The sequence below is a fragment of the Ruegeria sp. BHSB172 genome, assembly GCF_059613165.1.
The window spans coordinates 24,791-38,742 of sequence record NZ_JBXWRZ010000006.1 but is presented as its reverse complement, the minus strand read 5'-3'; the positions used below and the strand labels follow the sequence as shown (position 1 = coordinate 38,742).

Annotated in this window: 13 protein-coding genes; 4 read left to right on the top strand and 9 right to left on the bottom strand. The window is 63.4% G+C overall.

Annotation, left to right across the window (positions count from 1 at the left end):
• Window positions 1-35: 35 nt before the first annotated feature.
• The 4 genes from nusB to AC2FM3_RS05080 form a co-directional block, all read right to left on the bottom strand.
• Window positions 36-518 (bottom strand): transcription antitermination factor NusB, encoded by a 483-nt coding sequence (nusB, locus tag AC2FM3_RS05095; RefSeq protein ID WP_496679589.1) that lies wholly within the window; start codon window positions 516-518, stop codon window positions 36-38.
• Window positions 515-1,066 carry a 6,7-dimethyl-8-ribityllumazine synthase gene (locus tag AC2FM3_RS05090; protein ID WP_005983872.1) on the bottom strand — a complete coding sequence of 184 codons (552 nt, stop codon included), beginning with the start codon at window positions 1,064-1,066 and terminating at the stop codon, window positions 515-517. The genes nusB and AC2FM3_RS05090 overlap by 4 nt, the downstream gene beginning before the upstream one ends.
• Before the next feature lie 2 nt (window positions 1,067-1,068).
• Window positions 1,069-2,190, bottom strand: coding sequence for a 3,4-dihydroxy-2-butanone-4-phosphate synthase (gene ribB, locus AC2FM3_RS05085; RefSeq protein WP_496679587.1), 1,122 nt, complete (start codon window positions 2,188-2,190; stop codon window positions 1,069-1,071).
• Window positions 2,191-2,300: 110 nt separating this feature from the next.
• Window positions 2,301-2,888 (bottom strand): riboflavin synthase, encoded by a 588-nt coding sequence (locus tag AC2FM3_RS05080; protein WP_496679586.1) that lies wholly within the window; start codon window positions 2,886-2,888, stop codon window positions 2,301-2,303.
• Window positions 2,889-3,040: 152 nt separating this feature from the next.
• On the opposite strand from AC2FM3_RS05080, the gene AC2FM3_RS05075 reads away from it, so the two are divergent.
• The 3 genes from AC2FM3_RS05075 to AC2FM3_RS05065 all read left to right on the top strand — a co-directional run bounded on the left by AC2FM3_RS05075 (window position 3,041) and on the right by AC2FM3_RS05065 (window position 7,568).
• Window positions 3,041-4,366, top strand: a complete 1,326-nt coding sequence (locus AC2FM3_RS05075; RefSeq protein WP_496679585.1) for a capsule polysaccharide biogenesis protein — start codon at window positions 3,041-3,043, stop codon at window positions 4,364-4,366.
• 64 nt (window positions 4,367-4,430) lie between these two features.
• The gene (locus AC2FM3_RS05070; protein ID WP_496679583.1) at window positions 4,431-5,564 is read left to right on the top strand and encodes a polysaccharide biosynthesis/export family protein; all 1,134 of its coding nucleotides are present in this window, start codon (window positions 4,431-4,433) and stop codon (window positions 5,562-5,564) included.
• 3 nt (window positions 5,565-5,567) lie between these two features.
• Window positions 5,568-7,568 (top strand): capsule polysaccharide biogenesis protein, encoded by a 2,001-nt coding sequence (locus tag AC2FM3_RS05065; protein ID WP_496679582.1) that lies wholly within the window; start codon window positions 5,568-5,570, stop codon window positions 7,566-7,568.
• Window positions 7,569-7,575: 7 nt separating this feature from the next.
• Here AC2FM3_RS05065 and ribD read toward each other — a convergent pair whose 3' ends face one another.
• From ribD to AC2FM3_RS05045, 4 genes are all read right to left on the bottom strand, one after another.
• Entirely contained in the window at window positions 7,576-8,676 is a 1,101-nt protein-coding gene (ribD, locus tag AC2FM3_RS05060) for a bifunctional diaminohydroxyphosphoribosylaminopyrimidine deaminase/5-amino-6-(5-phosphoribosylamino)uracil reductase RibD (protein WP_496679581.1), read from the bottom strand.
• Window positions 8,673-9,143 carry a transcriptional regulator NrdR gene (gene nrdR / locus AC2FM3_RS05055; RefSeq protein ID WP_490360843.1) on the bottom strand — a complete coding sequence of 157 codons (471 nt, stop codon included), beginning with the start codon at window positions 9,141-9,143 and terminating at the stop codon, window positions 8,673-8,675. The genes ribD and nrdR overlap by 4 nt, the downstream gene beginning before the upstream one ends.
• Before the next feature lie 120 nt (window positions 9,144-9,263).
• Window positions 9,264-9,677, bottom strand: a complete 414-nt coding sequence (locus AC2FM3_RS05050; protein ID WP_496679580.1) for a secondary thiamine-phosphate synthase enzyme YjbQ — start codon at window positions 9,675-9,677, stop codon at window positions 9,264-9,266.
• A gap of 11 nt (window positions 9,678-9,688) precedes the next feature.
• Window positions 9,689-10,090 (bottom strand): hypothetical protein, encoded by a 402-nt coding sequence (locus AC2FM3_RS05045; RefSeq protein WP_496679579.1) that lies wholly within the window; start codon window positions 10,088-10,090, stop codon window positions 9,689-9,691.
• Window positions 10,091-10,714: 624 nt separating this feature from the next.
• On the opposite strand from AC2FM3_RS05045, the gene AC2FM3_RS05040 reads away from it, so the two are divergent.
• Window positions 10,715-11,734, top strand: coding sequence for an AraC family transcriptional regulator (locus tag AC2FM3_RS05040; RefSeq protein ID WP_496679577.1), 1,020 nt, complete (start codon window positions 10,715-10,717; stop codon window positions 11,732-11,734).
• A gap of 187 nt (window positions 11,735-11,921) precedes the next feature.
• Here the strand turns inward: AC2FM3_RS05040 and rpoD are convergent, their stop codons facing one another.
• Window positions 11,922-13,910, bottom strand: coding sequence for an RNA polymerase sigma factor RpoD (rpoD, locus tag AC2FM3_RS05035; protein ID WP_496679575.1), 1,989 nt, complete (start codon window positions 13,908-13,910; stop codon window positions 11,922-11,924).
• Window positions 13,911-13,952: the final 42 nt, after the last annotated feature.

Below are 13,952 nucleotides of genomic sequence, written 5' to 3'. Positions count from 1 at the left end.
GCAATTTCATGCCGGGTAAAATCGCCCGTGGCGCGTCAGAACGCCTCGGGCTTGGCTTCGCGGGCCATGTGGTCCAGAACCGCGTTGACGAATTTCGGCTCTTTGCCTTCGGGGAAAAAGGCGCGCGCCACGTCAACGAATTCGTTGATGACCACCTTGGGCGGCGTGTCGCTCTGGCTCAGCTCGGCGCCGGCCGCGCGGAACAGCGCCCGCAAGGTCGGGTCGATGCGCGAAATCGGCCATTTGGCCACCAGCGCCCGGTCGGTCATCTGGTCGATCGGCGCCTGATAGTTCACCGCGTCATCCACCAGTTTGCGAAACAGCGCGCTGTCGCCTTCCAGCATCTCGTCGCCCTCGTAGACCGCGCCGAACCGGTGATCCAGAAACTCGTTCACCACCTGTTCGGTCGTCTGGCCCGACTGCTCCATCTGGAACAGCGCCTGCACGGCGTACAACCGCGCGGCGGATTTCATTAGGCGTTTCCGGTTTGCCGGTTTCGGCGTGTCTGTCTGGGTCATGCTGTCGTTGATCCGTTGCTGTCGCCCGCCACAAGGATGGACTCGGACGGCGGCTTGAATCCGACGCCCTTTTTCGAAGCGCCCCACTTACGTCTGAGTGCGATCAGATGCAAGGCCGCAGCCGCCGCGCCGCCGCCTTTGTTCATCTTTTCCGGATTGGCGCGCACTTCGGCCTGCGCGTCATTCTCAACCGTCAGGATGCCGTTGCCGATGCACAGCCCCTGCAGGCCCAGCAGCTGGATCGCGCGGCTAGAATCGTTGCAGACGGTTTCGTAATGCGTGGTCTCGCCCCGGATCACGCAGCCCAGCGCCACATAGCCATCGAAGTTGCACTGGCGGTCGGCCATGGCAATCGCGGTCGGGATCTCGAGCGCGCCGGGCACCTCGACCACCTCGCAGCTGCCGCCGGCGGCCTCGATCTCGGCCTTGGCGCCGCGAACCAGGTCGTCGGCGATGGCGCGATAGAACGGGGCCACAACGATCAGCAGCTTGACCGGGTCATCGAATTTCGGGGTCGGCAGAACGCCGTGTTTGTCTTGCTCAGCCATGCTCAGTCACCCTTGAGAATCGAGCGGGTCCCGACGATGGACAGGCCAAAGGCGTCCAGACCCAGGTATTTCGTCTGCGGCGAGTCGGTCAGCAGCACCAGTTCCTTGATGCCCATCTTGGACAGGATCTGCGCGCCCAGACCGGTTTGCTTGATGGTGCGCGGGCCTTCGTCCTCGGCCGCGTACAGCGAGTGGCGCGGGTTGCGGAACAGGCAGACCACGCCGCGCCCCTCGGCGGCGATCTTTTCCATCGCGCGCGGCAGTTCCTGCGGCGATTTCGGGCCCAATCCCAAAATGTCCGAGGCCTCGTGCAGCGCATGGGTGCGGGTCAGGACGGGCTCGGGCGTGCTGATGTCGCCCTTGATCATCACCACATGTTCGATCCCGTGGGTCTGATCGGTGAAGATCCGCATCTCCCACTCGCCGCCATATTCCGACGTGACCATCCTGCGCGCGGTCTCGACCACCAGATTGTCGTGGCGCGCACGGTACGAGATCAGGTCGCTGATGGTGCCGATCTTCAGCCCGTGTTCCCTGGCGAATTCGACTAGATCGGGCAGCCGGGCCATGGTGCCGTCAGGCTTCATGATCTCGCAGATTACGCCCGAGGGGTTCAATCCGGCCAGGCGCGAAATGTCCACGGCGGCCTCGGTGTGGCCGGCGCGTACAAGCACCCCGCCCCGCTTGGCGCGCAGCGGAAAGACATGGCCGGGCGTAGCCAGATGCGCCATGGTGTTCTGTTCGTTGATCGCGGTGGCAATGGTCAGTGCCCGATCGGCAGCCGAGATCCCGGTGCTGACGCCTTCGCGCGCCTCGATCGAAACGGTAAAGGCCGTCTCGTGCCGCGACGAGTTGTTCACGGCCATCATCGGAAGGCCCAGACGGTCTATCCGTTCAGCTGTCATCGGCAGGCAGATCAGCCCGCGGCCATGCGTGGCCATGAAATTGATCGCCTCGGCATCGGCGAATTCCGCCGGGATCACCAGGTCTCCCTCGTTTTCGCGGTCCTCGTGATCGACCAATATATACATCCGGCCCTGGCGCGCCTCTTCGATGATCTCTTCAATCGGGCTGATCGCGTCGCGCAGCTGGGCCTCGACCGGTCCGGGTGTTTCAAAGCTCATGGGGCAGCCTTTCACAGAGCAGGTGTTGCAACGCGGGATAGACCAGCACGCGCGCAAAGGCCAGTCCGCAAACGAATCCGCGCGGGGCTAACGCGGCGTTTCGTCCGGCGTCAGGTCATTTCCGACAGCCGCGCGACGTAACGGGCCAGCGTGTCGATCTCGAGATTCACCCGGTCGCCTACCTTGACGTCGCCCCAGGTGGTGACCTCCTTGGTGTGCGGGATGAAGTTGATGCCGAAATCGCACCCGTCCACGTCGTTCACGGTCAGCGAGGTGCCGTTCAGCGCGACCGAGCCCTTGGGCGCGATGAACCGTGCCAGATCTTGCGGCGCGCGCAGGGTCACCCGGGTGCTGTCACCCTCGTCCGTCACGGCGATCACCACGGCGACGCCGTCCACATGGCCTGAGACGATGTGCCCGCCCAGTTCGTCGCCCACCTTGAGGGCGCGTTCCAGGTTGACGCGTTTGCCCACCTGCCACCCGTCGAGGTTAGTCTTGGAAACCGTCTCGGCGCTGATCTGCACATCGTACCAGTCGTCGCCCAGCGCAATCACGGTCAGGCAGACCCCGTCACTGGCGATCGAGGCGCCGATATCGATCCCCGCGGTATCGTAGCCCGTCTTGATCCGCGCCCGCAGATCGCCCTGCTGCTCCAGTTCGATGATGGTGCCGATGTCGGTGACGATCCCAGTAAACATTCCGTTAACCCTCTGCGCGCAAACTATTCGAAGTCATCTGGCCCGAGGTAAGCCCAACCGGCCGCCGGGGCAAGCCCCGGCTTGCGCGTCCAGAGGCGGACGGGCATAGTTTCGGCGCAATTCTCAAACGCATGCAGGTGTGCGCAAACGGCATGAACGCTCCGATTTCAACGCAAGACGGTCGCGTGTTCCTTTTTTTGCAGGGGCCGCATGGGCCGTTCTTTTACGGGTTGGGGCGCATGCTGCGGGCGGCCGGCGCAGCGGTCTGGCGGGTGGGGTTCAATGCGGGCGACCGCGCCTTCTGGTTCGACAAGCGCAGCTATGTGCCCTATCGCGGAACGCTGGACGCGTGGCCGCAGGCCTTTGCCGACCTGCTCGAGACCCGGCGGGTAACCGATGTCGTTCTTTACGGCGACGTTCGCCCGGTGCACGCCGTGGCGATCCGGATCGCCCGGGCGCGCGGCCTGAGGGTCCATGTTTTCGAGGAAGGCTATCTGCGCCCATGGTGGGTGACCTATGAGCGGAACGGATCGAACGCACATTCCCGGCTGATGGACCTGGACATCGCAACGATGCAGCGAGCCGTGGAACTAACCGAGGGACCGACCCCGCCGCCACCCGCGCATTGGGGCGACATGCGGCAACACGTTTTCTACGGCGCGCTGTACCATTGGTTCGTATTGTTCCTGAATCACGGTTACCGGAATTTCAGACCGCACCGGGATTTGCATGTTTCGCAGGAATTCGGGCTGTATTTCAAACGTCTGATGCGGATGCCCCTGCATCGAATCCGGCGTAGCCTGGCGACCGCCCGCATCCGCCGCGGTGGGTATCCTTATCATCTGGTGCTGTTGCAACTGGCGCATGACAGTTCGGTCCGGGCCCATTCCGAATTCTCGTCGATGTGCGCTTTCCTGCTGCCGGTCATGGAGGGATTCGCCAAGGGCGCCCCGCCACATCACCACCTGGTCATCAAGGAACACCCGCTCGAAAACTGCCGCGAGCCTCTGGCGCGCTTCATCCGCCAGACGGCCCGCCGGCTGGGCATCGCCGACCGTGTCCACCATGTGCCCGGCGGTAAACTGGCGCGTCTTCTGGATCACGCCAAGTCGGCGGTCACCATCAATTCGACGGCAGGTCAGCAGGCGTTGTGGCGCGGCGTCCCGCTGCGCGTGTTCGGCCGGTCGGTCTATGACAAGCCCGAGCTGGTGTCCGACCAGCCGATCGAGGTGTTTTTCGCCGACCCAAGGGGGCCGAACACCGACGCCTATCGCACGTACCGCCAGTTCCTGCTGGGAACCTGCCAGATCCCCGGCGGGTACTATTCGCGGCGGGGCCGCAAACAACTGCTCCGACAAGTGGTTGACCAGATGCTGCAGGCACACGACCCCTACGCGCGTGCCCTGGCTGGGGGCGCGACCGAAGGGCCACAGTTTCAATCCCGTCCGGCCCGTCGGCTGGCAACGTCTGGAATCTGAGCGCCAAACTCAGTAGCGTCGCGACAAACCAAAAAACACAACACTGGCTGTCGAGGTCAACAACGTGCAGTGCTTCCCAACCCGGTGGATTCGAAAAGTAACTCTTTTCGCGACCGTCGCAATTCTGGCGGCATGCCAGCTTCCCAAGTCCGGGCCCAACAAGACCGAAATCCTGGCTGGTGCGGTTCAGAACGGCGGCAATGCATTTGTCGTAGAAGTAGACGATTTTGTTGCTAAAACTACTGCCGCCATTCCTCAGTACGGGTTCCCACAAGCCTTCCGCGGCGCCCAGAACATCACTTCGGACACAATCCGCCCGGGCGACGTTCTGGGGCTGACCATCTGGGAAAACGTCGACGACGGTCTGCTGTCCGGTGAAACCGGCCCCGCGACCAGCCTGGACGAAGTGCAGGTCGACAGCGAAGGGTACATCTTCATCCCCTACGCAGGCCGCCTGCGGGCCTCGGGCAACACACCCGAACAACTGCGCACCACGATCGCCGACAAACTGCGCGAGCAGACCCCCGACCCTCAGGTGCAGATCCGCCGCGTGGCCGGCGATGGTTCGACCGTATCGTTGACCGGGACCATCGGCGCCCCGGGCATCTATACGATCGAGCGTCCCACCCGAACCCTGTCGACGATGTTGGCGCGCGCCGGCGGCGTAGCGGTTGCCCCGGACATCGCGCTGGTCACCGTGATCCGCGGCAACCAGAGGGGGACGATCTGGTACAATGATCTTTTCCAGAACCCCGAAATGGACATCGCCCTGCGCGGCGGCGACAGGATTCTGGTCGAGCAGGACACGAGATCCTACATCGCGCTGGGGGCCACCGGGGGGCAGTCGCGCGTCGCTTTCGACAGTCAGGACCTCTCGGCGCTCGAGGCTCTGGCCCAGGTGGGCGGGCTGCAGTCGCTCTCGTCCGACCCGACCGGCATCTTCGTTCTGCGCAACGAGCGCGAGGACATCGCCCGCAAGATCGTGGGCCGCACGGACCTGAAGGGCGAGCAGCGCATGATATACCTTTTGAACCTGACGGCGCCCAACGGGCTGTTCGTGGCGCGAGATTTCGTGATCCGCGACGATGACACGATCTATGTCACCGAAGCGCCCTATGCCCAGTGGACCAAGTCGATCTCATTGATCGCAGGCGGCCTGACGCCGGTTGCGAACGTGGCCACGCTGACCGGCAATTGATCCGTGCAACCGGTGGCCGATACATCTGATTCCGGCAACCTGGCGCGTCTGCTTGTCTACAATGGCGGGTTTCTGACCCAGCGGCGCATCCGCCGCATTCTGGCCCTGTCAGGCCACAAGGTCGCGCTGGGACTGCCGCGCGCGGGCGACCGGATCGGCGTCTGGGGGCAAAGCCCAACTGCCCATCGCGGGGAACGCGTTGCGGCCCGGTACGACGCCCCGCTGCTGCGCGTCGAAGACGCCTTTCTGCGCTCATTGCACCCCGGCCGCGGAAAAGAGCCGCCGCTTGGCCTGCTGCTTGACGCCTCGGGTGTGCATTTCGACGCCGACCGCCCTTCGGATCTCGAGACCCTGCTGGCCACGCATCCGCTGGACGACACCGCCCTTCTGGACAGGGCGCGCGGCGCGATGCTGCGGATGGCTGAATTGCGGCTGACCAAATATTCCGCATACGACCCCGAGGCAGAACTGCCCGAACCCGGCTATGTGCTGGTGGTCGATCAGACCCAGGGCGACGCCGCCGTCACCGCCAGCGGCGGCGACCTGGCCCGCTTTCGCGAGATGCTGGTGATCGCGCAAGAGGAAAACCCCGGCGCCCGTATCATCGTCAAAACTCATCCCGAGACCACGTTGGGATACCGCCCCGGACATTTCGGGCCGCAGGATGAAACCGACCGCATCCGCCTGCTGCGCGACCGGGTCAACATCTGGGACCTGCTGGAAGGCGCGATCGGGGTCTATACGCTGTCGTCGCAACTGGGATTCGAGGCCATTTTGGCCGGACACAAGCCGCGTGTGTTCGGACGGCCATTCTATGCCGGTTGGGGGTTGACCCGCGACGACACCGAAATGCCGCGCCGGCAGCGCAACCTGACCCGCGCGCAGTTGTTCGCGGCCGCGATGATCCTCTACCCCAAATGGTATGATCCATTCCGGGACCGGCTGTGCGAAATCGAGACCGTTCTGGACACGCTCGAGGCGCGCATGCGGGCCTGGCACGAAGACCGGCGGGGCTGGACGGCATCGGGGATGCGGCTGTGGAAACGCCAGCATCTACAGCGCGGCTTTGGAAGCTATCGCAAAATGCGTTTCACCGCTGCGCGCCCCGCCAGCCCAACCCGACCGCACATGGTTTGGGCCAACCATGACCGCGACTCCGAGGGCGTCTTCCGCATCGAAGACGGCTTCTTGCGGTCGCGCGGGTTGGGGGCCCAGTTGGTGCCGCCGCTGTCGCTGGTGGCCGATGATCTGGGCATCTACTACGACCCGACCCGACCCAGCCGGCTCGAGGACTGGGTCGCGCGGCGCGAGACCCTGCGCCCCGATCAGGAACGCCGTGCCCGTCATCTGGTGCAACGCCTGACCCGAGCCGGCCTGAGCAAATACAATATCGGCGGCCCCTGCCCCGATCTGCCGGTCGGGCATCGCATTCTTGTCCCCGGACAGGTCGAGGATGACGCCTCGGTTCTGTTGGGAACCAGCACGGTGCGCACCAACCTGGACCTGCTGCACGCGGCCCGAAAGGCGAACCCGAATGCGGTTGTGATCTACAAACCCCACCCGGATGTCGAAGCCGGGCTGCGCGAAGGCCAGGTCGATGCCGATGGGCTGGCCGACATGGTTCTGACCGGCGTCGACCCAGCCCAGGTTCTGCCGCAGGTGCAGGAGATCTGGACCATGACGTCGGCGCTGGGGTTCGAGGCCCTGTTGCGTGGCGTCAAGGTCACGACGCTGGGGGCACCGTTCTATGCGGGCTGGGGTCTGACCACCGATTTGGGCGCGGTGCCCGCCCGTCGCGGCGCGCGGCCGTCGCTGCTGGGCCTCGTGCATGCGGCTTTGATTGATTACCCGCGGTATTTCGACCCGATCACCGGTGCCCCCTGCCCGGTCGAGGTTGCGGTCGACCGCCTCGCCCAGGGCGAACCCACGCCATCGGGCGCGGGAAACCGGCTGCTGTCCAAGCTTCAGGGCGCGTTGGCCACGCATGCGCATCTGTGGCGCTGAACCGACCCTAACGCGCGGAGCGGCGCCAGACTTGCAAGACATCGCCGCCCACCGGGCGCGCTTCTGCCAGTTCGAACCCGGGTGCCTCGGACAGGTCTTCAAGCCCCAGTGCCCCGATGGCAGGCAGACCTTCGGCGCCAATCGCCAGACCGGCGGTAAAGCCGACCAATTCATCAACAAGGTCGTCGGCCAGAAGCGACGCTGCCAAGGCCGAGCCGCCTTCGCAGAACACCCTTGTCAGACCCTGCCGGCCCAATTGCTGCAGCAGATCCACGGCATCGATGTGGTGCCCCCGGACCGCACAGGGGATCAGCGTGGCCCCCAATCCCCGCCAGGCGCGGGCGCGTTCCGAGTCCGGCGACGGACCATGGCACAGCCAGACGGGTATCTGTGAAGCGGTGCGTGCCAAGTGCCCCAGCAGCGGGATATCCAGATGGCGTGACACCACAATGCGCACCGGCTGATGCCCAACCCCCAGGTCGCGCACGGTCAGAGACGGATCATCGGCCCGAGCCGTTCCCGCACCGACCATCACCGCGTCGTGTCGCGCGCGCATGGCGTGCACGGCCCGCCGGGATTCGGGGCCGGTTATCCACTTGCTCTGCCCCGAGGCGGTTGCGATACGACCATCGAAACTGCTGGCCAGTTTCAGCGTGACGAAGGGGCGCCCCTGTTCGGTCTTCATGAAGAACCCGGCGTGATCCAAGGCGGCCTGATCGGCCATGACACCGGTCGTTACCTCGACCCCGGCGGCCCGGAGCATTTCAAAACCCTGCCCGGCAACGCGCGGATCGCTGTCCTCGATCGCTGAAACAACACGCGCAACACCGGCATCAATCAAAGCCTGCGCACACGGAGGCGTTTTGCCATGGTGCGCACAGGGTTCAAGCGAAACGTAGGCCGTACTTCCGCGGGCGCGTTCACCGGCCTGGGCCAGTGCCTCAGCTTCGGCATGCGGACGCCCGCCCGGCTGGGTCCAACCCCGCCCGACGATCCGGCCATCCTTGACGATGACGCAGCCCACAGCCGGGTTGGGCCAGCACATTCCTTGTCCGCGCCGCCCCAGGGACAGGGCCAGCGTCATGTATCGCTTGTCAGTGTCGGTCACTCGTCCGTCGATGGCTGCGGCGGGCGCAGTTCGTGGACGAACTCCTCGAAATCATCGGCCGCCTGGAAATTCTTGTACACGCTTGCAAAGCGAACATAGGCGACGGTGTCGATCCGCGCCAGAGCTTCCATGACGATCTCGCCGATCTTGCTGGACGGAATGTCAGTCTCGCCCATGCTTTCCAGCCGGCGCACGATGCCCGAAATCATCTGGTCAATCCGGTCGGGGTCGATCGGGCGTTTCTGCATCGAGATGCGGATCGAACGCTCAAGTTTGTCGCGATCGAAGTCTTCCCGCTTGCCGTTGGATTTGATCACCACCAGATCGCGCAGTTGAACACGCTCGTAAGTGGTGAAACGGCCCCCGCATGCGGGGCAGAACCGGCGCCTGCGGATGGCCACATGATCTTCTGCCGGGCGTGAATCCTTGACCTGAGTATCTATGTTTCCGCAAAACGGGCAGCGCATCCGCCGTCTCCTCGTCCCTTGTTCCGCCTCTTTTTGTCAGCGCTGGGGCCGACTTATCCACAACTATAGGCCAGCCGCTAGGATTTGGGTAGTCGGAAATTTCCACCGCTAGATAATGGGTCAGGCGAAATGCGCGGCCACCTTCCGCAGGTGGGGCGCCGTGCGGTGTTCAAACAGGTAGATCCCCTGCCAAGTCCCCAGCACGGGGTGACCGCCGCGAACGGGGATGGATAGCGATACCGGCATCATCGCGGCCTTGATATGCGCCGGCATGTCATCCGGCCCCTCATAGGTGTGCTTGAGATAGGACATGGACGGGTGGTCGGAAGGCGGCACGAGCCGCGAGAAGAACGCCCCGAGATCCGTCTGGACCTCGGGGTCGGCGTTTTCCTGAATCAGCAACGAACAGGAGGTGTGCCGCACGAAGAGCGTCAGCAGTCCGTCGGCCTCGGTTGCGGACAGCCAGCCCCGGATACGGTCCGTGAACTCGTACAAGCCCTGACCACGGGTCTGAACGGCAAACTCTACCTGCATCGGCCCGGCACCTACCGCTGAAACGGGCGCACGTTGCACCGGGCATTCGCGCCTTGAACCGACATGCCGTAGCCGGGTTGAAACCCCGAGGTGATGAAACTGTTCTGCTGGGGCACGCCACCGGGCGGCGGGTTGAGCGAGAATTGAACCGCGGTTCTGCGACCGGTCGTGACGCTGGGCCCATAGCCGCGCAACACATAGATCGGCTGCTGCCAGCCGGCGCCCAGCTCGCGGCGGGCGAAGTCGGCAGCTGCACACCAATACCCGTCGACATCCTGACGCGAGCGCGGGATGACCTCGAAATCGGTGCTGTTGATGGGTTCGGTGCGATACCCGTTCGGCGCGGCGAAGGACATCGACGGGACGCCGACCGCTCCGACCGCAAGCCACGCGCAAACCACGATCCGCTTCATGTCTGTTCCTTTTCTCCTGTCATGTCGTACTCAGGCTAGCGCTTGGGCTTGTCCCGGCCAGAACCGATCACGATGTTTTCAGCAATCCTCGCAATCCGTGCGCGCCACTGTCAACCAACGGTGATATCAGGCCAGGGCCTCAATCACCGGGGGTTGTCGCGGAACCGCCCCTCCCCGCGCAGGACGACGGCCAAAAGTACCGCTATCACCCTGGGCACCAGAAGCACGCCTCATCGTACGCGATCGAATTTTTGGGGAAGGAATCCAGCCGACAATCTCGCCTTTTTGCCTTGCCCTTGCGAAAGGGAGTCCCCACGGCCAGTCACCGTATCGCGGTATGTGCTAGGCCAGGCCACAAGATAATGCGTGTGCCGGGGAGCCTCGGACGGTGTGGTGCGTCTCGTCTCCGGGCTCGTCCCACTCCCCAATGGGAACCGACCCGGCACGAACGGGTATCTAAACCTGTGCTTCGCACTCGGCATTGGATCGGGTGCCAGAGTCATTCGAACTCGGGCCAAACAGTGCCTTCTGCACAATGTCAGACCCCGGCACGACCGTCCCGGTTGTTCAAGAACGAGGTTTGCGCGCATACTCCGACGAACTGCGCTGGCTTGGACGGGTCCCATGGATGTCGAAATCACAAGGCTTAAGCTTTTGGCCGCCGAATTGGAACGCGCGGCGGAAAACCCGGAGCTGGTCGCCCGGGTATTTGACCGCGCCGACCTGACCCCGGCCCAACTCTCGGCGGCCGAAGCCCGGATCAGCGCACAAACCGAGGCCAGCTTCATCCGGCACGCCTGTGATGTGCTGGGCGACATCACCTTTGCAGCCAAGGCCGGATTGCGGGTCACTTCGGCGTCCAGCCTCGCGGCCTATATCAGCAAATATTCGCGCGACCTGAAGCAGGTGATGGAAAACACCATTCGTTTTCACCGCTTCATCGACCCGACCCTTGGTTTCAGCATGGACCTGTCCGGCAACGCTGCCACGCTGGGGCTGCATTGGAAAGATGCGCGTTTCGCCCGGTATCACCGCCGGACCGAGTTTCTGATGTTCGCCGCCATCGCCCGAATGCGCACGCTGACGGGAGTGCACCTCAACCCGATCGAGATCCGGTTCCAGCACCAGGTCGGGCGGCATGAGGCACGCTTTTCAAGGCTTGCCGGTTTTCCCGTCCGCTTCGGCATGGAGCAGATGGAGATCCTGCTTCCGCTGACGGCGCTGAACCTGCCCATCCCCACTTACGATCCCCGCCTTCGAGAACATCTTCTGGCCTATGGCGAACGGCTGCTGGCCGAAAACGGACAAGAGCGGCAAACCCTGCGCAGCCGGGTCGAGGGGGTGATCACGCAATCCCTCCCGGGCAGGATCATACGCGCCGAAGACGCCGCTCAAACGCTGGCCATGAGCCCGCGTACCTTTGCCCGTCGTCTTGGAGCCGAAGGCACCAGTTTTCGCCAGATCGTCGATGACCTGCGCTGTGATCTGGCCCAGACCCTGCTGCGAAACGAGATGACCCTGGCCCAGGTCGCCTATGCGCTTGGCTACGCCGATCAGTCGGCGTTTTCGACGGCTTTCAAACGATGGACCGGGCACCCGCCCAGCACCTTGAAGGCCCGGGTGGACCATCCAATCCAACCGTGAAGGGTGGCCGAGGGTCATCGGCGTCACCACCTCGCCCCGGCCCGTCCCATGAGTGGACATTGACCATATGGAGCGCGTGACGGCCAACCGCATGCGCGGTTATGCCAAGTTGATTACATGTTTGGACAGTGTGACCCTGTCTGCCCCGCAACGAAAAAAAGGCGCCTCGATCGAGGCGCCTTTGAGATCACTGATCCAGGAAAGACCGCAATTTGCGGCTGCGGCTGGGGTGTTTCAGCTTGCGCAGCGCCTTGGCTTCGATCTGCCGGATCCGTTCGCGGGTCACGCTGAACTGCTGGCCGACCTCTTCCAGCGTGTGGTCGGTGTTCATGCCGATGCCGAACCGCATCCGCAGAACGCGTTCCTCGCGCGGGGTCAGCGAAGCTAGAACCCGGGTCGTGGTTTCCTTGAGGTTTTCCTGAATGGCGCTGTCCAGCGGCAGCACGGCATTCTTGTCCTCGATGAAATCGCCCAGCTGGCTGTCTTCCTCGTCGCCGATCGGGGTTTCCAGAGAAATCGGCTCCTTGGCGATCTTCATCACCTTGCGAACCTTCTCCAGCGGCATCTGCAGCTTTTCGGCCAGTTCCTCGGGCGTCGGCTCGCGGCCGATCTCGTGCAGCATCTGGCGGCCGGTCCGCACCAGCTTGTTGATCGTCTCGATCATGTGCACCGGGATACGGATGGTGCGCGCCTGATCCGCGATCGAGCGCGTGATCGCCTGACGGATCCACCAGGTCGCGTAGGTCGAGAACTTGTAGCCCCGGCGATACTCGAACTTGTCGACGGCCTTCATCAGACCGATGTTGCCTTCCTGAATGAGATCAAGGAATTGCAGGCCGCGGTTCGTGTATTTCTTGGCGATCGAGATCACAAGGCGAAGGTTGGCTTCGACCATTTCCTTCTTGGCCTGACGTGCCTCTTTCTCGCCCTTCTGAACCTGCTGGACGATACGGCGGAACTCGCTGATGTCCAGACCGACATACTGACCGATCTGCGCCATGTCGTTGCGCAGCTCCTCGACCTTGTCCGACGAGCGTTCGATGAACATCTGCCAGCCACGTCCCGGCTTTTGGGCCATGTCGGAAAGCCAGTTGGGATCAAGTTCACGACCACGGTATTCGTCGATGAACTCGCGCCGGTTGATGCGGGCCTGATCGGCCAGCTTGACCATGGCGCTGTCCAGCGACATGATCCGCTTGTTGATACCGTACAACTGGTCGATCAGGGCCTCGATCCGGTTGTTGTGCAGGTGCAGCCCGTTCACCAGTTCGACGATTTCCGAGCGCAACTTCTGATAGGTCGCCTCGTCCTCCGCGCTGAACGAGCCATCTTCGTTCAGCGTGGCCGAGATCCGACTGTCCTGCATCTCGGACAGCATCGCGAAGTCGGTCGAAATACGTTCGAGCGTCGTCAGGACCTGATCCTTGAGCGCGGCCTCCATCGCCGCCAGCGACATGTTCGCCTGATCTTCCTCGTCGTCGTCATCGTCCGAAGCGATCGGGTTTCCGTCGGCATCCAGTTCGGGGCCGGTGTCCTTAGCGGGTTTCGACGCCTGAACCTTCGACGTATCGACGACGGGCTCCTCAACGTCTCCGTCCTCGTCCAATTGGTTGCCGAAGGTGGCCTCCAAGTCGATCACGTCGCGCAGCAGGATGTCCTCTGACAGCAGTTCGTCATGCCAGATCGAGATCGCCTGGAAGGTCAGCGGGCTTTCGCAAAGCCCGGCGATCATGGTATTGCGTCCGGCCTCGATCCGCTTGGCGATGGCAATCTCGCCCTCGCGGCTCAGCAACTCGACGCTGCCCATCTCGCGCAGATACATGCGCACCGGGTCGTCGGTGCGGTCCAGCTTTTCGGTCTGCGACCCCGCCAGCGCAACCTCGCGGTTGCTGTCAGTCGTGACCAGATCGGTCGAGCCCTTCTGCTCTTCCTCCTCGGCCTCTTCGTCTTCGATGATGTTGATGCCCATCTCGGACAGCATCGACATCACGTCCTCGATCTGTTCCGAACTGACCTGATCCGGCGGCAGGACCTGGTTGAGCTGGTCGTAGGTGATATAGCCTTTCTCGCGGGCCTCGGCGATCATCTTCTTGACCTGGGCCTGGCTCATGTCCAGCGAGATTTCCTGTTCCTGGTCGTCGGACTTCCGTTCCTCGTTGGTATCCTTGGCGGCCATTCAGTGCTCCTGCAGGGATGGGTGATTCGATGGAACCGAATC